This is a genomic window from Natronomonas sp. CBA1123 (genome assembly GCF_009741925.1).
In the GTDB taxonomy this organism is placed as follows: Archaea; Halobacteriota; Halobacteria; order Halobacteriales; family Haloarculaceae; genus Natronomonas.
Map to the genome: position 1 here is coordinate 14,075 of NZ_WPCC01000033.1, position 20,757 is coordinate 34,831.

General features: G+C 64.6%; 23 protein-coding genes and 2 pseudogenes. 13 read left to right on the forward strand and 12 right to left on the reverse strand.

Annotated features, from left to right (window positions below; all coding sequences use genetic code 11):
* Positions 1-54 precede the first annotated feature (54 nt).
* A complete protein-coding gene (locus GJ631_RS13450) occupies positions 55-840 on the reverse strand; it encodes an ABC transporter permease subunit (protein WP_156709651.1) in 786 nt (261 codons plus the stop codon).
* Entirely contained in the window at positions 840-1,835 is a 996-nt protein-coding gene (locus tag GJ631_RS13455) for an ABC transporter ATP-binding protein (RefSeq protein WP_156709652.1), read from the reverse strand. The genes GJ631_RS13450 and GJ631_RS13455 overlap by 1 nt, the downstream gene beginning before the upstream one ends.
* Before the next feature lie 292 nt (positions 1,836-2,127).
* On the opposite strand from GJ631_RS13455, the gene GJ631_RS13460 reads away from it, so the two are divergent.
* The 6 genes from GJ631_RS13460 (at position 2,128) to GJ631_RS13485 (ending at position 7,710) form a co-directional block, all read left to right on the forward strand.
* Positions 2,128-3,411, forward strand: a complete 1,284-nt coding sequence (locus GJ631_RS13460; RefSeq protein WP_156709653.1) for a cytochrome P450 — start codon at positions 2,128-2,130, stop codon at positions 3,409-3,411.
* A gap of 103 nt (positions 3,412-3,514) precedes the next feature.
* On the forward strand, positions 3,515-3,970 hold the full coding sequence (locus tag GJ631_RS13465; protein ID WP_156709654.1) for a YbhB/YbcL family Raf kinase inhibitor-like protein: 456 nt from the start codon (positions 3,515-3,517) through the stop codon (positions 3,968-3,970).
* Positions 3,971-4,127: 157 nt separating this feature from the next.
* On the forward strand, positions 4,128-5,336 hold the full coding sequence (locus GJ631_RS13470) for a hypothetical protein (RefSeq protein WP_156709655.1): 1,209 nt from the start codon (positions 4,128-4,130) through the stop codon (positions 5,334-5,336).
* A gap of 117 nt (positions 5,337-5,453) precedes the next feature.
* Positions 5,454-7,172, forward strand: a complete 1,719-nt coding sequence (locus GJ631_RS13475; RefSeq protein WP_156709656.1) for a hypothetical protein — start codon at positions 5,454-5,456, stop codon at positions 7,170-7,172.
* Positions 7,173-7,231: 59 nt separating this feature from the next.
* Positions 7,232-7,456 (forward strand): hypothetical protein, encoded by a 225-nt coding sequence (locus tag GJ631_RS13480; protein WP_156709657.1) that lies wholly within the window; start codon positions 7,232-7,234, stop codon positions 7,454-7,456.
* A 74-nt stretch (positions 7,457-7,530) separates the two neighbouring features.
* The gene (locus GJ631_RS13485; protein ID WP_156709658.1) at positions 7,531-7,710 is read left to right on the forward strand and encodes a hypothetical protein; all 180 of its coding nucleotides are present in this window, start codon (positions 7,531-7,533) and stop codon (positions 7,708-7,710) included.
* 5 nt (positions 7,711-7,715) lie between these two features.
* On the opposite strand, the gene GJ631_RS13490 is transcribed toward GJ631_RS13485, so the two are convergent.
* Positions 7,716-8,033: a hypothetical protein gene (locus GJ631_RS13490; RefSeq protein ID WP_156709659.1), complete on the reverse strand. Its 318-nt coding sequence runs from the start codon at positions 8,031-8,033 to the stop codon at positions 7,716-7,718.
* Between the two features lie 43 nt (positions 8,034-8,076).
* On the reverse strand, positions 8,077-9,117 hold the full coding sequence (locus GJ631_RS13495) for a DUF445 domain-containing protein (RefSeq protein WP_156709660.1): 1,041 nt from the start codon (positions 9,115-9,117) through the stop codon (positions 8,077-8,079).
* Positions 9,118-9,140: 23 nt separating this feature from the next.
* Between GJ631_RS13495 and GJ631_RS13500 the strand changes: the two genes are divergently transcribed.
* Entirely contained in the window at positions 9,141-9,296 is a 156-nt protein-coding gene (locus GJ631_RS13500) for a hypothetical protein (RefSeq protein WP_156709661.1), read from the forward strand.
* 252 nt (positions 9,297-9,548) lie between these two features.
* Positions 9,549-10,307 carry a ZIP family metal transporter gene (locus GJ631_RS13505; RefSeq protein WP_156709662.1) on the forward strand — a complete coding sequence of 253 codons (759 nt, stop codon included), beginning with the start codon at positions 9,549-9,551 and terminating at the stop codon, positions 10,305-10,307.
* A gap of 15 nt (positions 10,308-10,322) precedes the next feature.
* On the opposite strand, the gene GJ631_RS13510 is transcribed toward GJ631_RS13505, so the two are convergent.
* From GJ631_RS13510 to GJ631_RS13530, 6 genes and pseudogenes are all read right to left on the reverse strand, one after another.
* Complete coding sequence (locus tag GJ631_RS13510; protein ID WP_156709663.1) at positions 10,323-10,820, reverse strand: Lrp/AsnC family transcriptional regulator; 498 nt, start codon at positions 10,818-10,820, stop codon at positions 10,323-10,325.
* 25 nt (positions 10,821-10,845) lie between these two features.
* Complete coding sequence (locus tag GJ631_RS13515; protein WP_156709664.1) at positions 10,846-11,652, reverse strand: carbon-nitrogen hydrolase family protein; 807 nt, start codon at positions 11,650-11,652, stop codon at positions 10,846-10,848.
* Positions 11,649-12,446, reverse strand: a complete 798-nt coding sequence (locus GJ631_RS13520; RefSeq protein ID WP_156709665.1) for an enoyl-CoA hydratase/isomerase family protein — start codon at positions 12,444-12,446, stop codon at positions 11,649-11,651. The genes GJ631_RS13515 and GJ631_RS13520 overlap by 4 nt, the downstream gene beginning before the upstream one ends.
* Entirely contained in the window at positions 12,439-14,124 is a 1,686-nt protein-coding gene (locus GJ631_RS13525) for an acetate--CoA ligase family protein (protein ID WP_197425062.1), read from the reverse strand. Before GJ631_RS13525 ends, GJ631_RS13520 begins: the two co-directional genes overlap by 8 nt.
* A 145-nt stretch (positions 14,125-14,269) precedes the next feature.
* Positions 14,270-14,593: pseudogene (locus GJ631_RS19045) on the reverse strand (CoA-binding protein); the annotation flags it as partial.
* Between the two features lie 32 nt (positions 14,594-14,625).
* The gene (locus GJ631_RS13530) at positions 14,626-15,426 is read right to left on the reverse strand and encodes an enoyl-CoA hydratase/isomerase family protein (RefSeq protein ID WP_156709671.1); all 801 of its coding nucleotides are present in this window, start codon (positions 15,424-15,426) and stop codon (positions 14,626-14,628) included.
* Between the two features lie 146 nt (positions 15,427-15,572).
* On the opposite strand from GJ631_RS13530, the gene GJ631_RS13535 reads away from it, so the two are divergent.
* The 5 genes and pseudogenes from GJ631_RS13535 (at position 15,573) to cmk (ending at position 20,110) form a co-directional block, all read left to right on the forward strand.
* Complete coding sequence (locus GJ631_RS13535; RefSeq protein ID WP_156709666.1) at positions 15,573-16,709, forward strand: PotD/PotF family extracellular solute-binding protein; 1,137 nt, start codon at positions 15,573-15,575, stop codon at positions 16,707-16,709.
* A gap of 9 nt (positions 16,710-16,718) precedes the next feature.
* Positions 16,719-17,762 carry an ABC transporter ATP-binding protein gene (locus GJ631_RS13540; protein ID WP_156709667.1) on the forward strand — a complete coding sequence of 348 codons (1,044 nt, stop codon included), beginning with the start codon at positions 16,719-16,721 and terminating at the stop codon, positions 17,760-17,762.
* Positions 17,759-18,622: an ABC transporter permease gene (locus tag GJ631_RS13545; RefSeq protein WP_156709668.1), complete on the forward strand. Its 864-nt coding sequence runs from the start codon at positions 17,759-17,761 to the stop codon at positions 18,620-18,622. Before GJ631_RS13540 ends, GJ631_RS13545 begins: the two co-directional genes overlap by 4 nt.
* Positions 18,619-19,407, forward strand: a complete 789-nt coding sequence (locus tag GJ631_RS13550) for an ABC transporter permease (RefSeq protein WP_156709669.1) — start codon at positions 18,619-18,621, stop codon at positions 19,405-19,407. Before GJ631_RS13545 ends, GJ631_RS13550 begins: the two co-directional genes overlap by 4 nt.
* Before the next feature lie 87 nt (positions 19,408-19,494).
* Positions 19,495-20,110: pseudogene (gene cmk, locus GJ631_RS13555) on the forward strand ((d)CMP kinase).
* Here cmk and GJ631_RS13560 read toward each other — a convergent pair.
* Together GJ631_RS13560 and GJ631_RS18680 are read right to left on the reverse strand one after the other, a co-directional pair.
* A complete protein-coding gene (locus tag GJ631_RS13560; protein WP_156709670.1) occupies positions 20,107-20,514 on the reverse strand; it encodes a Rieske 2Fe-2S domain-containing protein in 408 nt (135 codons plus the stop codon). The pseudogene cmk and the gene GJ631_RS13560 overlap by 4 nt on opposite strands.
* Before the next feature lie 54 nt (positions 20,515-20,568).
* The coding region (locus GJ631_RS18680) for a hypothetical protein (protein WP_197425066.1) at positions 20,569-20,757 on the reverse strand (189 nt) is incomplete at its 5' end.

Below are 20,757 nucleotides of genomic sequence, written 5' to 3' on the forward strand. Positions count from 1 at the left end.
GGGGAGTCGTCTGTCGATGCGAACCGAACGGCCGTGGTGGGTGTGTCGTGTTCATCAGATGTCCCTCCGCTGGAAGACCAGCAGGCTCGCGACCAGCAGCAGCGCCGACGCTTCGAGGAGGATGACCGCGCCGACGAGGTCGTAGGTGCCGTGGACGAGGATGTCGTTCGTGTCGAAGTACCGCGATGGGCTGACCACGCCCAGCCAGCCGAAATCCGTCTCCGTCACCAGCGCCTCTATCATGTACAGCGAGAAGATGACGCCCATGCTCGCACGCTGAGCCGACCCCTCTCGCTCCATCGCGGCCGACGCCAGCAGGCCGATGGCCGCACAGCACAGCAGATACGGAACCGACAGGGCGTGAACCGCGACTACGTCGAACAGCGGAATCGGGTCGTCGACGACCTGCGCGCCGACGTAGATGACCGCCCCGACGACGACGTTGACGACGACGATTGGGACGAAAAGCGAGAGGTACTTTTCGAGGACGACGCTCGACCGAGAGACGGGATTCGACAGCAGCATGTCCATCCGGTCGCGTTCGACGTCGCCCGCAATCGTTGACCCGGCGCTATAGGCCATGTACAGCCCCATCAACAGAATCCACCCGAGCGTGTAGAACTCCCCTGCGAGGATACCCGCGAGGCTGTCGAAAGATTCCAGTCCGAACGCCGAGGAGAACGCCGGCGGGAGGTCTTCGAGCATCGCCTCGTAGTCCACCTCCCCGATGATTTCGGGGGTGATGGCGATGAAAAGCGCCGCGAACGCCGCGAGACCGACCGCGATGATGACTGACCCCGAAAGTCGTCGTTCGGCCTCGTATCGTGCGATTTCGAGCATCACGAAACCCCGCGGTCCACGACGTCTTCGGAGGACTCCTCGCCGTCGGTGCCGTCGTCCGGTTCGGGTCCAGCCGACCCGTCGTAGAACCGCCTGAACACCTCGTCGAGCGGCGCGTCCTCGATGGTGAAATCGAGTACGTCGAAGTCGGTCAGGTGCTCGATGAGCGCGTTGTAGCGCCCGGTGAAGGTAAACGAGAACGCGGTCGCCTCGGCCGAGTCGGTGCCGTCACGTCGGGGTGGGTCCTCACCGGACCCGACGGTGAGATTGGCGACGCCATCGATGTCGAAAGCCGACGGGGGAACCGCCTCGGCGACCCGAAGGTGAACCGATTTCCCGCCGCGACTCCGTAGCGTCTCGATGTTTTCGAGTTCGACGAGTTGGCCGTTCCGGATGATGCCGACGCGGTCGCAGATTTTCTGGACTTCGCTGAGGATGTGCGAAGACATGAAAAAGGTGACTCCGTTTTCCCGTTCGGTGCGGACGAACTCGTCGAACCGCTCCTGTTTGATGGGGTCGAGTCCGCTCGTCGGTTCGTCCATGAACACGAGTTCGGGGTCGTGCATGAACGCGAGAACGATGGCGAGCATCTGCTTGTTGCCACGGGAGTACTCGCCGATGGGGCGTTCCAGTGGTGGACTGAACAACTCCAGTAGCTCCCCCCTTCGCTCCTCGCCGCGCAACGACCCGTAATACTCGAGCAGTCGCTCTCCGGTCACTGTTCCGTCGAGACCCGGGTCGCTCGGCAGGTAGCCGATGTTCCGTCGAGCCTCGACCATCGCCCGCTCGTCGGCGATGTCGTTGCCGAGAACCGTCGCCGACCCCGCAGTCGGGGATTGAAACCCCAGCAGGGTTCGAATCGCCGTCGTCTTGCCCGCACCGTTCGGCCCGAGAAAGCCGAACACCTCGCCCCGCTCGACGGAGAGGCTGAGGTCCTCGATACCCCGAGTGTCGCCGTAGTACTTGCTCAACCCCGCGGCGTCGATAACAGGCATTGGTTTCCCCGACCCACGTTTCGTTTAAAAATTCATAAACCTACCCTCGGTCGAACAACGCTGCAACGACACTCGGCCCGGGTGTAGTAATAAACGACGCGGCGATGCGAGGCCCGGTGGTTATTGTGCCGGCCGCACACGTAGTACGTATGAGTGAAGATGCCAAGCACGGCTCGTCGGTTCCCGCCGACCCCGACGGCCCCGCCGAGAGTGGTCCCGGCGACCCGCCCAGCGACCCCTCCCGCCGTATCCGCCGAACCTCACCCATCCGTCGCTCCATTTCCTCCATCAGATGCGGGACGTCATCGACTTCGGGGAGAAGGCGCTCGCGACACGGGACGTGGTCCGCAGTCGCTTGCCCGGCGAGGGCGACGTGTTCTCGCTGGCCCATCCCGACCACACCAAGCGCGTCCTGCTGACCGAACGCGAGAAGTTCCGCAAGAGCGACGACTTCAACATCGCCTTCGGGGAGGGGTTGTTGACCGTCGAGGGCGAGGAGTGGCGGAAACAGCGCGACGTACTCCAGCCGCTTTTCACCCGCGACAGCGTGATGGACTACGCCGACGGCATGGTCGAGCAGATTCAACGCCGGAGCGACCGCTGGTCCGACGGCGACCGCTTCGATTTGCAGGCGCAGTTCACCGACATGACGCTGGACGTGCTGTTCGCGACGGTGCTCGGTCGGGAACTCGACCTCGACGGCGACACTCGCATCCGTGAGGCTGCCGAGGCGCTCCACGACTGGTTCGTTCCCACGTCGTATCTGCTCCCGAAGTGGGTGCCGACGCCCGCACGGCGGCGGTTCCGGGAGGGGAAGGCGACGCTTCAGGAGGAGGCCCAGCGGCTGCTCGATGAGAAGTCGGGAGAGGCGCCGACGAACCCCTCGGAGGCCGACGACCTGCTGTCGCTTCTGGTCGGACTGCGGGAGGCCGGCGTCGCGGAGTCAGGGATGTTGACCGACGAGCGCCTCCGCGACCAGATGGTCACCATCATCTTCGCCGGCCACGACACGACGACCACGTCGCTGACCTTCGCCTTCTGGGCGCTGGCGAACAACCCCGAGGTCCGCGAGCGGTTCCACGCCGAAGTCGACGAACTCGACGGCCCGCCGACGATGGACGACGTCAAGGACTTGGAGGTGACCGACCGCGTGTTGACCGAGACGCTGCGACTGTTCCCACCGGTGTACTCGCTGCCGCGGGAGAGCAAAGAGGAGACCGTCTTCGACGGCTACCGAATCCCCGCGGAGAGTCGGATTATCCTGCCGATTCGGCACATCCAGCGGGACCCCCGGTTCTTCGAGGACCCCGAGACGTTCCGGCCATCGCGGTGGGACGGCGAGTTGCGTCGCGAACTCCACGACTTCGCCTACGCCCCATTCGGGGGCGGCCCCCGCATCTGTATCGGCCGGGAGTTCGCGCTACTGGAGGCGAAACTGGCGCTTGCGACCATCGGCCGAAACTACGAACTGTACTGGCTCGGGGAGAACGGACCCGACGGCGAACCGCCGGTCTCACCCGAGATGACGATGCGGATGGAACCCGGACAGGAGTTCCTCGTCTCCGAGCGCTCCTGAATCGTCGCGTCCGGTTCCACTCCCTTGGACGCCCGTCGGTCCCACTCAGTAGGAACCACGGTCTACGTTTATGTCGGTTCGAGCCAGTGTGTGAGACACAATCATGACAGAGCTTCAACTCACGAGTCCGGTGTTCGCCGACGGCGATGCGATACCACGGCAGTACGGCTACACGGAGACGAACGTGAACCCACCGCTCGAAATAACCGGCGTCCCGGACGACGCCGAGGCATTGGCGCTGGTAGTCGATGACCCCGACGCCGTCGAACCGGCCGGGAAGGTGTGGGACCACTGGGTAGTGTACGACATCGACCCCGCGACGACGACCATCCCCGAAGACTGGGACGGGGGCAACGCCCTCGACGGGACCAACGACTACGGCGAGACGGGCTACGGCGGCCCGAACCCGCCGGACCGCGAACACACCTATCGGTTCCGGCTGTACGCGCTCGATGCGCCGGTGGACCTCGATGCCGGCGCGTCGAAAGCCGAACTCGAAACCGCGATGGACGGTCACATCCTCGCCGACGCTACGCTCGAAGGCACCTACGCGCCGTAGGCTCCCGGCCGTCCGTTCTGATTCGGGGGGAGCCACGGCGAGACACTTCTCGGCGACGAATAGGCGGCCGGTAGCGGAAGCGGTTCGAGCAGCCAGTATATAAATAACCGTCTATAGCTCGCGTTATTCTGATTATTATATTAGATGACGGGACGCTATGCGACGTGAATCCCTCCAAGCCCTCTCGGTCGTCGTCGCAGTCGCGGTGTTCGTCGGCACCGGCATCGCACCGGTGGCGGCGGTCGGCGACGGCGTCGACCTCGGCGGCGAGAACGGTATCGATGTCGGAACAGACGGACTCAACGCGAGTATCGGCGGGGGCGACGGGGCCTCCGTCGAAGTTGGCAGCAACGACGGCGTCGACATCGGTGCCGGTGGCGAAGACGGCGTCGACGTCGGCACCGACGGGGTCGAGGTCGGAGGCTCGAACGTCACGACAGACGGCTTCGGGGAGGTCGAACCGAGCGACGACGGCGTTGGAACCTCACAGGTCGACTTCGGTTCGGGTGACACACCCGAGTTGACCGACGTGGAGTTCGACTCCAAAGAGGACATCCCCAAGAACGCACAGGTGCTTCGGCTGTTGCTCCGGAGCATTCCCGAAATCAACCGGACCGGTCCGGAGGATTTCCCAATCGGCGACGAGCGGGCGGCGCTCAACGTCTGTGACCCACTCGACGTCGAGCCCGGCGACCTTCCCCTTGAGTTGCTCCCGAGCCTCCAGGACGTCCCGGAACCGCTGCAAGTGCCGGGCGTCCCCTCGACCATCCTCTCGAACGAGGCCCTCGCCGGCATCCTGCTGGGGCTGATTCCGGCGCCGTGTGAGGTGTTCAACCCGAACGACCCACAGATAGACCCGACGGACGTACCCGACGAACCCCGCGGGCAGTTCGACATCCAGCGTGCAGGAGCCTACGAGTACAACGGGAGTCAAGGCGGCGTCATCCTCGTTGACGGGTCGGGCACGCTCAACGAGTCCGCTGACGGCCCCCGTACTGACGTGAAAGTCGGCGCGCTCGCCACGCAAGACTTCGGCGACTTCGATACGGAACTGACGTTCAACGACGGCAAGAACGACTACGGCGTCGAGCGGCTTCGAGCGCGATACAACGACGACGGCGTCAAACTCCGGTTGGTGCTCTCGTTGGTCGACAAGCAGGCGGGCGTCGACCTCTCCTGTGACAGTTCCCCCGACGAGGCCGTCTTAGAGGAGGCCTTCGCGAAGGACCTCGACCAACTGCAGGAGAACCCGCTGGCGCCGTGTGAAATCGAGTTCATCGGCCTTCCACAGACGCTGCTCGACCCCGGCCTCGTCTTCCAGATTCTCGCCGGGCTGAGCGAGACGGCGACGAACCCGGGGGGCTGAGCCAGCGCCACGAGGCCATCGAAATCGGGATACAGCGTCTGGAATCGGACGTACGTATAAAAACCACCGGATAAAAACCACTCAAAGCCCCACATGAAGTCCCCTCCGCTACCCTCCGTGAGACTCGGCGGTGACGAACGCGGTGCCTCGGAAGTCGTCGGCGCGATACTGGTGTTCGGCCTGTTGGTCATGTTGCTCTCTATCATCCAACTGCAGGCGGTGCCGAACGCCAACGCCGGCGTGGAATACGAACACAGCCAGGCGGCCCAAGGTGACCTCGACCGACTCGACGAGTCGATAGACCGAACCGTCGAAACCGGCAACAGCGAGGGCGTCGGGGTACAACTCGGCACGCAGTATCCGACCCGGCTGGTGACGTTCAATCCACCACCGCCGGAGGGTTCCTTGCGGACCGAGAACCGACGAGCCCTCCGAATCGACAACGCCAGCGCCTCCGGACCCGCCGGCGTCCTTCTCGACGGCCGAGAACTGCAGTATCACTCCCACTCGCTCGTCTACGAGGCCGACTACAACGAGTACGACAACGCCGCCCGACGTGTCAGAGAGGTCGGCATCGGATACAACGAGTTCCGCGACGGCACCGTCGTCCGGACCCAGCCGTTCATCGACGGAGCGACGGTCGAGTTGGTGACGTTCAACCGCTCCTTCGAGGCGCAATCGAGCGGGTCGAAGCTCATCGAACCGACCGACGTGAGCGGGCCGGCGACGACGGTTCCCGTCGAGAACGCCGCAGCCAACGAATCGATTCGCATCGAAGTGCCGACAGCCTTGGACAACGAGACGTGGAGCGAGGCCCTCGACGACGAACTCATCGAGAACGGCGGCCACGTCGAATCCTTCGGCGTCAACGACACGACCGACCGCCTCGTCGTCCACCTCGAACCCGGTGTCACCTACGACCTCCGAATGGCCGACGTTGGCTTCGGCGACGCCGACTCCGAGGAACCGCTGTACATGGTTCCATCGCCGGGGTCGGAGGGGCCGGCCAGCGTCGATGTCGGCCGGGAGGGGTCGGTCAGCGTCGAGGTGCGCGACAAGTACAACAACCCCGTCGAGGGCGTCGACCTCACCGCGGAGTTGGCGCCCGGAAACGGAACGATAGCCAACGGAACCACCAGCGGGACGGTAGTGAACGTCTCGACGAACGCCTCCGGCATCGCGACGGTGCGCTACGACGCGCCCAACGGCTTCGACGCCGAAGTCGTTCGGTTCTCGCCGGTCGACGACGACTCGACGCTCCAGCCACGGGACGCCCTCGTGTTGACCGGATTTGCCGGCGACCAATCCGTCGTGATGCGGGGTGCCGGCGGGGGAGCCGACACCAACCAGTTGACGCTCCGCGTCCAGAACCTCGGCGAGAAGCGGGAGGTGTTGGGTGTCGAACTCGACTCCGCGAAGGAGGTCACAGCGACGGAGGTCGCCGCCCGGTCGGGACTGTCCGGAACGCTCGCCGGCATCGGCGACGACCTCTTCGACCTCGGGGAACTCGTCATCGGGTCGGACCTCCCGGAGGTGAACCAGGTCGGAGCGAGCAACATCTCGTATGCTCCGGGCGAAATAACCGGACTCGCGGTCAACAACGGTTCCAGTACCGATTCGACGACGCTCACTGCACCACAGGGTGCCGGCCCGGACTTCGTCACCGGCGACCGACTCCCCACTCTCGGCGTCGGCGAGGTCGCGGACCTCCGGTTCACGTTCAACGAGAACTACGAGGTCGGCGGTTCGAAACTGTTCGTCGCCGAAATCACCGTCTACTACACCGGCGGGCAGTCGGAGACCTACCAGGTGCAGTTCGCCGACGACGGCTCTTGACCGACGACATCGCGGTTGGCCGCCAGATATAACACTGGGTCGACAGAAACAGGCGCCCGATGGACGAAGCACTCGAAGTCGTCGAGGTACTGGCGGATTCGGGTCTCGAAGAAGCCCTCGCGTGGATACTGCGCATCCTGGGTGTGCTGGCGATACTGGCCGGCCTCGGGTTGTGGCTGCTCACCGACGCTGGGTTGCTCGTGTTGCCGGCGGCGCTGATACTGCTCGGTGTCTTATTGCTCGTGATTCCGCAGGTGCTGCTCGCGCTCACCGAACTCGCCTGACGGCGACCGCTCCAGGGGGAGCGGTCGCTCCCTCCCGGCGTTACAGTTACGTCCCCCGCGTGTCAACGACCCACATGGCCACCACCTACTCCTGTGACTGCGGTGCGACGCTCGGTGCCGTCGATGATTTGATTCGGGAGTCGACGCCGACTGGCCGGTCGTGGTACTGTCGGTACTGTCGGAGTCCAGTCCCGGGGTCGGTCGGCGAGCGACTGGGCCACGTCCGAGACGGGTCACCGACCGACCGGCGCTGAGTTGGTCACCGTCGGAGCCAGCCGAGTGCGCCGACGCCGACGAGCGACAACGTACCGCCGAGCAACGACGGAACGAGCGAGGAGACGTGGCCGTTACAGCCATCCGACCACACCACCTGCAGGTCGCTCCAGTCGATGTCGACGGTGTAGCCGGGCGGGTAGATGCCGACCGCGTCGTACACCGCGCCGTAGAAGCCGCCGAATTCACAGGCTGCAAGCGTACTCGTGCCGGTCAAGAACGGAAGCGGAACCAACACGAGACCGACGAGTGCACAGAGCCACGCGAGATACCGAACTCGGCGGGAGTGAAGCGTCGTGCTCATGACAGCGGCTGTCCAGCGCCAGTCCAAAAAAATGTCGGCTGTCTCACACGGCGGTGACGACGAGCAACTGAACCCAACCGGCGACGAACCCCAGCGCCGCGCCGACGCCGATGAGGAGCCACTCGTCTTCCTTGAACGCCGCCCGGAGCATGCGGGCGAACTCCTCCGGCGGGAGATTCTTCATCCGACCGGCCATCAACTGCTGGATGGCCTCGCTGCGTTCGGCGTTGAACTCGGGGTCGGACATCGGTTCGATGGCGTACTCGACGCCGCGGTCGGCGATGTCCTCGCGGATGGCGTCGTACTGTCGGGGGCCGGTCGTAAACCGCAACAGTGGCGCGGCCAGTCCCATCGACGAGTCGACGGCCTCGCGGAGTTCCTCCGCTATCATCTTGTGTGTCCGGTCGGCGTTGGGGCCGTTGAGGAGGTTCCGGGCGACGTTTTCGAGGTTGATAACCTCCTCGGCGACGATGGAAGCGTACGTTTCGGAGGCCTCGTCCTGCCGGCGGATGAACAGTCCCTGAATCGTAAACGGGCCGACCTCGTGGGGTTTCATCGGCTGGAAAATCATCTTCAGCGCGAGCCAGTTGGTGAAGTAGCCGACGAAGATGCCGGCAACGGGCAACACCCACCAGCGGTCGATGAAGACGAACAGCGGAATCGAAAAGCAGCCCAGAATCGTCCCGAAGATGAACCCCGACTTGACGAGGAAATCGAACTCCCGTTCGCCGGTTTCGAGGAAGATACGATTGACGAGTTCGGGGTTCTCGCCGAGGTGGTTCATCACCATCAACTTGATATCGAGCAGTTCGTCGATGTTCTCGCCGATTCGCTCGGTGATGTGATGGGTGACCTCCGGGAGTTGCTGGGAGACGCGTGCGTGAACCAGCCGACGGGTCGCCTCGGGTGAGTCCCGCCACAGTTGCGGCTGTTTCTCGCGGATTATCTCCTCGACCATCCGGTGGATGTCCTCGCTTCCCTCCGCGAGCATGTGTTCGGCGATGCGTTCGGCGTCGAACTCGTTGTAGAACTCCCGCTGGCTCGCGATTTTGCTGATTCCGGTGTCGACTGAGATACTCCCCATCTTGCGTGCACGCGAGGGGAGTGATGCCCTGCCAGCCGATTCGCCCCTGCATCATGCCGGGAATCTGTCTGACACGCTGGGGAAGCGCCGTCGTCAGCAACTCCAATCCGGGCACGTCGATGCCCCGGAACTCGACCGGTTTGAACAGCATCCGGATGGCGACCCAGTTCGTGATGTAGCCAATGATGCCCGTAATCGGCGGAATGAGGAGCAGTCGGAGGTCGGCGGCCGCGAGCAGTCGGCGGCTGTCGACGCCGAACTGGAGTAGCGACTCGGCGAGAAAGAACGGGCCGAGTGCGACGCCGAGTGCCGGAGTCATCGGGTAAGTGTCACGTCGAGGGGCGGCCTCTTGACCCCAACGCATGCCGCATGTCAGTACTGCCCAGTTAGCTGGACGATTTATGCCCGATACGCACGAATGTGTCGGATAGATGGGTCCGCTGGCGTGGATTATCGCAACGACCGTCGGAATCAGCCTCACGGCGTGGGTCGGCATCTTGACGCTGTATCTCCGTGAAGAGTTACTCGACGAGCTCCTGTTGGGGATGGTGGCGCTGGCCGCCGGCAGTCTCATCGGCGGTGCGTTCCTTCATCTCCTCCCCAACGCAATCGCGGAGGCGGGGGCGGAAGACACCCTGCCGCTGTTTCTGTATCTCATCGCCGGATTCTGTCTGTTCTACGTGCTCGAACAGTTCCTCCACTGGCACCACCACCACGGGACGACACACGAACACGAGCCGGTCTCGTATCTCGTCTTGGCCTCCGATACGCTCCACAACTTCATCGACGGACTCGTTATCGCCGGGGCGTTCCTGCTCTCGACGCCGCTCGGAGTGACCACGTCGCTGGCCATCGCACTTCACGAAATCCCGCAAGAGATCGGCGACTTCGGTATCCTCGTCTACAGCGGGTTCGAACAGCGGCGGGCGCTCGTCCTCAATTACCTCACACAGACGACCGTCATCGTGGGCGGCGTCGTCGGGTTCTACCTCAACGACGTCATCACCGGATTGCCGGCCTTCCTCCTTCCGTTCGCGGCGGGAAACTTCATCTACATCGCCAGTTCCGATTTGATTCCCGAAATCAAACACGAAGACGACGTGGTTCGGTCGATGCTGTACTTCCTCGTGTTTCTCGTCGGCATCGCACTCATGCTCGGGGTCCGACTGTTTCGCGGCGTGGTGGGGTGAACGGAGCCGACGCCCTCACTCGAAAATCGTCTCTAAATCCTCGTCGTCGTAGTTGACGAGCAGTCGGTCCTCGTCTTTGAACGTCCGAAGGACGACGTTCGTGTTGGAGTTATCGACGCCCTCAGTCTGGATAATCGACTCCATGAGCGTCTGGAGGTGTTCGTGGTCCCGAACCCGTGAGATGACGTAAAACGACATCTCCCCGAGCATGAAGAACACCCGCTGGACGCCGGAGAGTTCCGAGAGACGCTCCGCGATTTCCTCGTAGCCGGGGCCGTCGTAGTTGGCGTCGATTTCGGTAATCGCCGTCAACCCGAGGCCGAGTTTCTGTGGGTCGAGTTTCGATATTTTCCCCTCGACGATTCCCTGCTCTCGATACCCCTCGAGGCGGTAGTAAATCGTCGACGCGCTCACGTCCAGTTCGTCGCTCAGTTCGTCGACGCTAACCTCGCCGTCCTCGTCGAGACGACGGAGTATCTCGAAGTCGGTCTCGTCGAGCGTGACCTCTGGCATCGTTTCGCTCATCGATGTGCGTTCGTTAATAACTTGGCTTGCGCTCGGTCGACTCGGCGTCGGTACGGTCGTCCTGGCGGTCGACCCGCATGGGGTTGCGGCGCCGTTCGGCGGCGACGATACCCGGCTCCAGCGTTGCCGTCAGTCGGCCGGGCCCGTTGCCCAACTCCGAAATCGTCGTCCCGTCGGGTTCGACGACCATGCTGCTCCCACAGAAACTGTCGCCGGCTTCCGTCCCCGCGCGATTACACCCGATGACGTAGGCGCCCTGTTCGACGGCGCGGGCCGGCAGTAGCGTCTGCCAGTCCCGCTCCATTTTGACCGTCCACGCCGAGAGGTTCACGAAGAGGTCACACTCCTCGCGGGCCAGCGCGGCGCTGGCTTCGGGGAAGGCGAGGTCGTAACATATCTGGACGCCGACGCGGCCGAACGGGGCCTCGACGACGAGGTAGCGCTCGCCCGTGTCGAAAGCGTCCCGTTCGTCACCCCAGAGGTGGCGTTTGTCGTAGCGGGCCCGAACGTCGCCGTCGGAGTCGAGCCAGACGGCGGCGTTGTACACCGCCTCGCCGTCGGCCAGCGGCATCCCGAACAGCACCTCGCTGTCGGCGGCGTCGGCGGCCGCACCGAGCGTTTCCGTCGTCTCTCCGCCGACCGGTTCCGCGAGGTCGTCGAGCCGGTCGAAGACGTGATACCCCGTCGTCGCGAGTTCGGGAAACACCACCAAATCGGCGGCGGCGGCCTCGATTGCCGACACCATTCGCGAAAGCGTCTCTTCTTTCGGCTCTTCGAGGGGCACGTCGAACTGGATGATAGTACAGCTGAAGGGGTTCATTTCCCCTCGAACTCCGGTTCGCGGTCCTCCTGGAAGGCCGCGACCGCCTCCTCGTGGTCGCGGGTTTGCGAGCAGATGCGCTGGGCACGGGTCGCGTCCGCGAGGGCGTCGTCGAGTTCGGTGTCGAAACTGTTGTTGACGAGCCGTTTGCTCTCCGCGAGCGCGACCGGCGGCCTATCGGCGAGTTCGCTCCCGAAGGCCGCGGCGGCGTCGAGCAGTTCGTCGGCGGCGACCTGCTCTTTGGCGAGGTCCCACTCGACGATTTCCTCGCCGGAGAGTTTCCGGCCGGTGAAGATGAGTTCCTTCGCGCGGGCCTCCCCGATGAGTCGGGGCAGCAGGAACGCGCCACCGTCACCGGGGACGAACCCGACGTCGATGAACGTCTCACCGATGACGCCTTCGTCGCTCGTGATACGGAAGTCACAGGCGAGGGCGGTGTCACAACCGGCGCCCAAGGCGTAGCCGTTGACAGCGGCGATGACCGGCGTCGAGATGCCGCGAAGCGTCCGAACGACGTTCTGGAACAGGCCGAGACCGGTCTCGTACTCCGCGAAGTCCATCTCCGGCGTCAGCGGCATGTCTGTCAGGTCGACGCCCGCACAGAAGGCGTCGCCGGCGCCGGTGAGGACGATGGCCCGGACGTCGTCGCGTTCGTCCAGCGTCTCGAAAGCCTCGACGGCACCGTGGAGCAGCGCCTCGTTGTAGGCGTTCATCGCGTCGGGGCGGTCGTATCGCACGCAGGCGACGTACTCGTCGAGCCACTCGGTTTCGATGGGGGCATCGATTTCAATCATCGCTCTCACCTACAGGGGCCGGGACCGTTTCAGTGTCGGTCCCTGGAGCGCGGAGCGTCACCGCGGCGTCGACGATTTCGACGCCGTCGTCGTCGGCGAACACGGGGTTCAAATCCAGTTCCTCGACCGCGGGGTTGGCCTCGACGAACGCCGACACCTCCAACAGGAGATCGACGACGGCATCGCGGTCGACCGGTGGGTTCCCGCGAGCGCCGTCCAGCAGTTCCTGGGCCTCGATGTCGTCGAGCATGTCGCGGGCATCGGCCTCCGAAAGCGGGAGCGCGCGGAAGGCCACGTCTTCGAGGACTTCCACGAAGACGCCGCCGAGCCCGACCATCATCACGCGCCCGAACTGCTCGTCGTCGACGACGCCGACGATGAGTTCGACGCTGCCCTCCCGCATCGGCGAGACGAGGACGCCTTCGATATCGGCGTCGGGAGCGTACGATTCGGCGGCCGCGAGGAGTTCCTCGTAGGTCGCCTCGACGGCATCGTCGGCGACGCCCAACGCCACGCCGCCGGCGTCGGATTTGTGGACGATATCCGGCGATACCACCTTCATCGCGACCGGGCCGTCGGCGTCGGTCGCCGCGTCGAGCGCCTCGCTGGGTGATTCGGCCAACTCGAACGGAACGACGGGCAAGCCCCGCTCGCGGAGCGCCCGCTTTGCGGTATACTCCGAGAGCTGTCGGCGCCCCGCCTCGATTGCGTGGCCGATTTCGGCGGCGTCGTTGTCTTCGCCGTCGAACCGGAAGTCGCTCTTCTCGTCGGCGGTGGTGAGGTGCTCGCCGTAGGCGGCCAGCGATTCGAGACTGCTGGCGGCGACGTCTATCGATTCGACGACCGGGATGCCCGATTCCCGGAGTATCTCGTGGGGTTCGGTGCCGAACTCCGCGTAGGCGCTCTGGACGACGATGGGGGTGTCGTGGCGCTCGGCCAGCGTCACCAACTCCTCGGCGACCTCACACTCCACGTCGGTGTACTGCTCGGCAAAGCGGATGCCGTAGCCGCCGAAGAGGCCGGCGAGCAACAGCGCGTCGACGTTCGGGTCGGCGATAATCGCCTCCGCACAGTCGTAGAAGACGCGCTGGTCGTCGTCGGTGCCGCCGGCGACGTCGACGGGGTTGACGACGCTTGCGGCGTCCGGCAACACCTCGTCGAGTCGGCGTTGGGTCTCGTCGGTGACGTTCGGAACCGAGAGGCCGCGTTCGGCGAGGGCGTCGGCGGCAAGCGTCGCGTGGCCGCCGCCATCAGCGAGGATGCCGACGTTCGGGCCGTCGGCGGCCGGCAGCGACGACAGCGAGTTCGCGACGGCGAGCAGTTCGTCGGAGCGGTCGACGCTGACGACGCCGGCCTGTTCGAGGACGGCGTGGGCCACTGCGCTGTCGCCCGCCAGCGCGCCGGTGTGAGAGGACGCCGACTGCTTGCCGACGGCCGACCGGCCGCTCTTGAGCGCGACGATGGGCGTCTCGGGCGTGACCTCGCGTGCCGCCTGCAGGAACGCTCGCCCCTCACTCATCCCCTCGACGTACAGCACGATGGCGTCGGTTTCGGGGTCGTCGTTCAGATACGGGAGGTACTCGTGGAACTTGAGGTCCGCCTCGTTGCCGACGCCGACGTAGTGGCTGTAGCCGACGCCTTCCCGCGTCGCCGCCTCGGTGAACAGCGAAATCGCCATGTTCCCGCTCTGACAGAGCAGGCCGAGACCCCCCCTCCGGAACCCCGTCGGCGCCGACGAGGTTCAACCCCGCGTGGACGTTAATCATCCCGGAGGTGTTCGGCCCGATGAGTCTGATGTCGTGTCGTTCGGCCAGCGAGACGATTTCGCGTTCCAGGGCCTCCCCGTCGGTGCCGGCTTCCCCGAAGCCGACCGCGATGACGACGGCGCCCGCGAGGTCAGTCCCGCCGCAGTCTTCGAGTACGTCCGGGACGACGTGGGCAGGCGTGACGATGAGTGCGAGGTCGACCTGGCCGGGAATCGCGGAGACCGTGGGGTGCACCTCGAGGCCGCGAATCTCCTCGGCGCCGGGGTTGACCGGATAGATGTCACCCTCGTAACCGCCCTCCTGCAGCGTCTCGATGGCCTGATAGCCGCGTTTGGTCTCGTCGGTCGATGCCCCGACGACGGCGACCGCCTCGGGGTCCATGATTCGCTCGATGTCGGTGGTGTCCGACACGGTCACTCACCCACGAACGTCGGCTCTCGGTCCTCGGCGAAGGCGTCGACGCCCTCCTGCCAATCGTCGGTTCCCATGCAGGCCAACAGCGCCTCCGCCTCGGCGGTCAGCATGTCGTCTCGGGTCGCCGAGCCGACGCGGCCGAACTGCGATTTCGCGAACTGCATCGGAATCGGCGCGTTGCCGGCGAGGTCGGCCGCCAACTCGTCGACGGCGTCGTCGAGTTCGGATTCCTCGACCGCTCTCGTGACGACGCCCTCCTCGGCGGCTTCCGTGCCGGTCAGCGTCGCCGCCGACAGAACCAGTTCCTTCGCGCGGGCGGCGCCGACGCGCTGGGCGAGGGTGTAGGTGAGCCCGCCGCCGATGTAGGTCCCGATGCTCACCTCGGGGAACCGCAACTCCGCGTCGGCACCCATGAGGATGAAGTCCGCGCTCATGGCGAGTTCGGCGCCGCCGCCGATAGCGTAGCCGTGGACCTTCGAGATGACCGGCGCCGGGTGCGTTTGGACGGCCTTACACGCGTCTTGGGCCGTCCAAGCGTAGTCGCGCCGTTCCTTCGCCGACCGCTGTTGTTCGTCGTGGTTCTGCATGTCGGCGCCGACACAGAACGCTCGACCTTCGCCTTCGAGGACGACGACCCGTGCGTCGTCCTCCTCGGCGCGTTCGAGCCCCGACTGGACCCCTTCGTAGAGCTCGCCGGTCACGGCGTTGAGCCGGTCGGGACGGTTGAGTCGGATGCGGGCGATGTCGCCATCGACCTCGTAGACGGTCGGAGAATCCGTCTTGGAATCTGTCGTCGTCATGTCTGCCACTGGCTTACTCCTCGTGACTCACCCACATAAGCTTTGGCTGATTTTCAAAATAGTTCCCTTGATTAAGAATTTCTCCAAATATAGAATCTTATCTTGGGATAGTTTATTATAGGAGTGTGTGTAACAGACTCATAGCCATGTCGAAGGGCTCGAACTACAGACGGCGTGACGTACTGACAACCGTTGGAGCAGGAACACTCGCCGGACTGGCGGGGTGTCTCGGCGGCAACGGTGGAGGAAACGGCAACGGAAATGGAAACGGCAACGGCAACGGAAACGGCAACGGTGGCGGTGGTGGCGGCGAACTCCGCTTCCTCGGCTTCGGTGGGAACACCCAGGAGGCACAGATGTCCGTCTTCGAACCGTGGGCCGAAGAGACCGGGACGGAAGTCTCCGGCACCGAAGCCGGCGGGACCACCGAGATGATTTCGCTCATCAAGCAGAACCCCGGTTCGTTCGACATCGTCGCGCTCAACGACACCGGGATGGCGCGTGCTCAACAGGAGGACGTCATCGAACCCATCGACCTCTCGATGGTGCCGAACTACGAGAAGAACATCAAGGAGTCGGCCCGCTCGCTGTCGTTCAACGTCGACGGCGACGACACCATGGGTCTGATTCGGGAGAACGGCGCGACCGGCTACGCCTACAACACCGAGAAGGTCGACGGCGAACTCACCGCCTGGGAGGACATCAAGGACCCCGCCTACGAGGGGAAGGTGTCGCTCATCGACCGAACCATCGACCGACTGTCGAACTGCGCCGCCGCGGCCGACCTCAACATCAACGAGGTGCCCGGCGACGAGGCGAAGACCGACCAGATGTTCGCCGAGGCCAAAGAACAGGACCAGAACGTCTTCAACTACTGGGGCGACGGCGCCACCTCCATCCGATACCTGCGACAGGAGAACGCCTGGATTTGTGAGGCGTGGGGCGGCCGCGTCCTCGCACTGCAGGAGGAGGGGTACGACCACATCGAGTACGTCATCCCCGAGGAGGGTGCGATGGGGTGGACCGACAACCTCGCCATCGTCAAAGGCACCGAGAGCCGCGAGTTGGCTCACGAACTGCTGAACCACACCTACCAGCGGGAGCACCTGCTGACGCTGTCGGACATGATGAACTACACGGTGCAGGTGAAGAACCCGCCCGAGAAGATGACCCAACTGCCGGACTACGCCCCGGCCGAAGACCTCGCGTTCCGCGATTGGGACGTCGTCCTGCCGAAGGAGGACGCCTGGACCGACCGATTGAACGGAATCAAGCAGGGGTAATACTGCATCATGCTCGAAGTTCGCGATTTCACGAAGTATTACGGTGACCTGTGTGCGGTGGAGAACCTCTCGTTCGACATCGACGAAGGGGAGTTCGTCACGCTACTCGGCCCCTCGGGGTGTGGGAAATCGACGACGCTCCACGCCATCGCCGGCCTCGTCGAACCGACCGACGGGCAGATTCTGCTCCGCGGGGAGGACGTGACCGACCTCCCGCCGGAGAAACGCAACATCGGGATGGCGTTTCAGTCGACCGCGCTGTTTCCGCACATGACGGTCCGGGAGAACATCGCCTTCGGGCTCAAGATGCACGGCCACGACTCGACAGCCGTCGAAGAGCGCGTCGAGGAGTCGCTCGAACTAGTCGACATGCCCGACCACGGCGACCACAAGCCGGGGGAACTCTCCGGCGGCCAACAACAGCGCGTCTCGCTGGCTCGAGCGCTGGCGTACGAACCCGACATCCTCCTGTTGGACGAACCCCTGACCGGCCTCGACAGGGTTCTCCGCGAGGAGATGCGCGGCTGGCTCAACCGCATCCAGAAGGAGGTCGGCGTGACGACGCTGTACGTCACCCACGACCAGGAGGACGCCCTGTCGATGTCGGACACCGTCATCGTGTTGAACGACGGCCACTCCGAACAGATAGACACCCCCGAGCGCATCTACGAGTCGCCGGCCAGCCCCTTCGTCGCCGAGTTCGTCGGGAAATCGACTCGGTTCAGCGGCCCCGTCACTCGGGAGGGCGACCGAGCGGTCGTCAACAACGACGACAAGGCCATCACGGTCGAGGGGACCGGCGTCGAAGACGGCGACGACGCCACGTTGTACGTCCGCCCGGAAGACATCGAGGTGAGCACGACGGCCGCGGGCGCAGAAAACGAGATAACGGGTCGCGTCGTCAACGTCGCCAACCTCGGCAACCGCGCGGAGGTGACAGTCGAGTTGACCGACGGGAACGAAGCGCTCGCCCACACGAACCGGTTCCCGGACATCGACGTCGGTGACGACGTCCACCTCCGATTCGACCCCGAGCGGGTGATTGCGCTATGAGCACCTCCCGGCCGACCGTAGACGGCGTCACCGGCTCCATCGGCGAGTTCGTCGAGGGGCGAATCACGAACAGCCACCTCGCCCTGTTCGGACTCGGGTTCGTCGGGGTGTTCTTCGTCCTCCCGATACTGCTGCTCGTTCCGGAGAGCCTCGCGTTCGGTACCGGCGAACCGCTGCAGGCGTACCGGCGGGCGACGAGGGGCATCTACGTCGACGCCTTCGTTCGCTCGTTCCTCTACGGTATCGTCACGACGGCCGTAACGCTCGCTCTCGCGTACCTGCTCAGCTACTTCATGGCCTTCGGGACGAAACGCGTCCGCCTGACGATGACGCTCGTCATCGTTCCGCTGTGGATCGCCTACATCGTCCGGTACTTTGGCATCCTGCTGTTCCTTTCGCCGGCAGGCCCCTTCGCCGACCTGACGGGCATCGAGCCGTCGCTGCTGTTCACGACGCCGGCGGTCATCATCGGGCTGTCGAACGTGTATCTCCCGTTCGCAGTCCTGCCGATTTACAACTCCTTGAACGCCATCGACGGGGAGCTCATCAGCGCCTCACGGGTGCTCGGCGCCAGCCAGTGGCGAACACTCGCCGCAGTCGTGTTCCCGTTGAGCCTCCCCGGGCTCGTCGCTGCAGGGCTCATCGTGTTCATCCTCGCGGCCGGGTCGTTCCTCGGCCCCGCCGTCCTCGGCGGCCCCAATCAGACGATGATAGCGAACGAAATCGCCGGCGCGTTCCTGAACAACTTCAACATCCGGTTCGCCTCGGCACTGGCGGTCATCTACTCGATACTGCTCGTCGGTGCGCTGCTCGTCTTCAACACGGTGTTCGACCTCCGGGAGGTGCTCGGAAACATATGAGCGGGCGTTCGCTCCCGAGTCCCCGACGGGTCGGACTCCTCGCGGCCGTCGTCGCGGTGTTCGCGTTCCTGCTCGTGCCCGTCATCATCGTCGTAATCACCTCCTTTACGCCCCAGTCGTTCCCGGGCATCCCACAGGAGGGGCTGTCGCTGCGGTGGTACGGCGAACTCTTAGCCGACGAGAGCCTCCTCAACGCGCTGAAGGTGAGCCTCATCGTCGCCACGGCCTCGTCGATTCTCTCGGCGATTATCGGGACGATTGCCGCCTTCGGCTTCGTCCGCGGTGAGTTCCCCTACAAGGAACAGATATCGACGATTATGCTGTTGCCGATGATTATCTCGCCGGTCATCACGGGTATCGCGCTCGTCCGGTACTTCGGGAGTTTGAGCCTCCCGTCGGGGTATCCGGCGCTCATCCTCGGACACACGGTGCTGTCGCTGCCGTACGTCTTCCTGCTGGTTCGCTCCGAACTGGTCACGTACGACAAGGACCTCGAACGCGCCTCACGCGTCCTCGGGGCGGGCCCGGCGGCGACGTTCCGCCACGTGACGGGGCCCATCATCTCACCGGCGATTATCGCTGGCTCGTTCATCGCCTTCGTCGTTTCCTTCGGCGAGTTCACCGCGACCCAGTTCCTGATTTCGCCGGGGACGAGCACCGTGCCGGTCGTCATCTACACGATGTTGCGAACCGGCCTGACGCCGACGATTAACGCGCTGTCGGTCGTCCTCATCGTCGTCATGCTCGTGGTGGCCCTGAGCAGTCGACGGCTCAGTTCCGCCTGAGCACTCGTTTTTTCGGGCGGTTCTCTCCTCTCGACGCCCAGTCGACGACCCCCGCGTTTATCCCGTCGCCGCCGGAACCCCCGCCACATGTCGGGACACGACATCAGCCCGGACCAGCAAATCGACAGCAACCTGTTCATCACCGTGTCGGGGCCGCCGGGAAGCGGCGTGACGACCCTGTGTGAGGGACTCGCCGAGGCGATGGACTGTGGGTTCATCTCCGGCGGCGAAGTGTTCCGCGAACTCGCCGACGAGCGCGACATGAGCCTCTCGCAGTTCATCGCGAAAGCCAGCGAGAACGAGGACATCGACCGCGCCGTCGACCGCCGCCTCCGAACCATCGCCGAGAAGTGGGGCGCGGCGAACAAGGCGTTCGTCCTCGAATCGCGGCTGGCGGGCTGGCTCGCCGGCAACCGCGCCGACCTCCGGTTTTGGCTCGACGCCCCCCGAAGAAATCCGCGTCGACCGCACGTCCGACCGCGAGGAGATAGGCGCCGAGATGCGCGTCCGCGACGTCATCGACGTGAAGCGCTACGAATCCTACTACGGCATCGACCTCTCGGACCGCTCCATCTACGACCTCTGTATCAACACCGCGCGGTGGACCCCCGAAAACACCCTCGACCTCGCGCTCACGGCCATCGACTCCTACGACTCCGAAACCGACGAGGGCGCCTTCCCGACCGCCGACCTCGACATCTAGAAACTCAGGTGTGAGGTCGAGCTCGGTGCGCCGTCGTCGTCGATGCCGCCCTCGTGGCTGAACGACACCTCGTCGTCGGTGAGATACACCTGCCCGTGGCGGACGGACACGTCGACTTCGACGAGCGTCGACCCCGCGGCCTTCCCGGTGTCGCAGTACCCCGTCTCCGCGTCGAACATCGACCCGTGTTTCGGACAGATTATCTGCCCCTCCCGCATCGCCGCGCCGCGTCCACGGTCGAGCCGTTGGTCGGTTTCGTGTTGACAGAAGTTCTTCCACGCCGAGACGCCGTCCGCGAGTCGGACGAGAATCACCTCTTCGCGACCGCCGTCGGCCTCTTCGACGGTGAAGAGATACGAGCCGTTCTCGGGAACGTCGTCGACGGCGGTGAGCAGCGTCGCCATGCCTCGCCGTACCGGTAGCAGTCTCAAAACTCCACCGCCGACGGTCGCACGCCGTTACAACAGACCGTCGTCGCCGACGAGCGTGTCGGTGGTGTTGTCGATGACATCCGTGGTGCTGTCGGTGGTGTCGTCGACGGCGCCGGTGATGGAGTCGTCCGGCGTCGCCGTCGGTGTCGCGGTGGGTTCCGGTGTCGCAGTCGCCGTTGGCTCTGGTGTCGCAGTCGCCGTTGGCTCTGGTGTCGC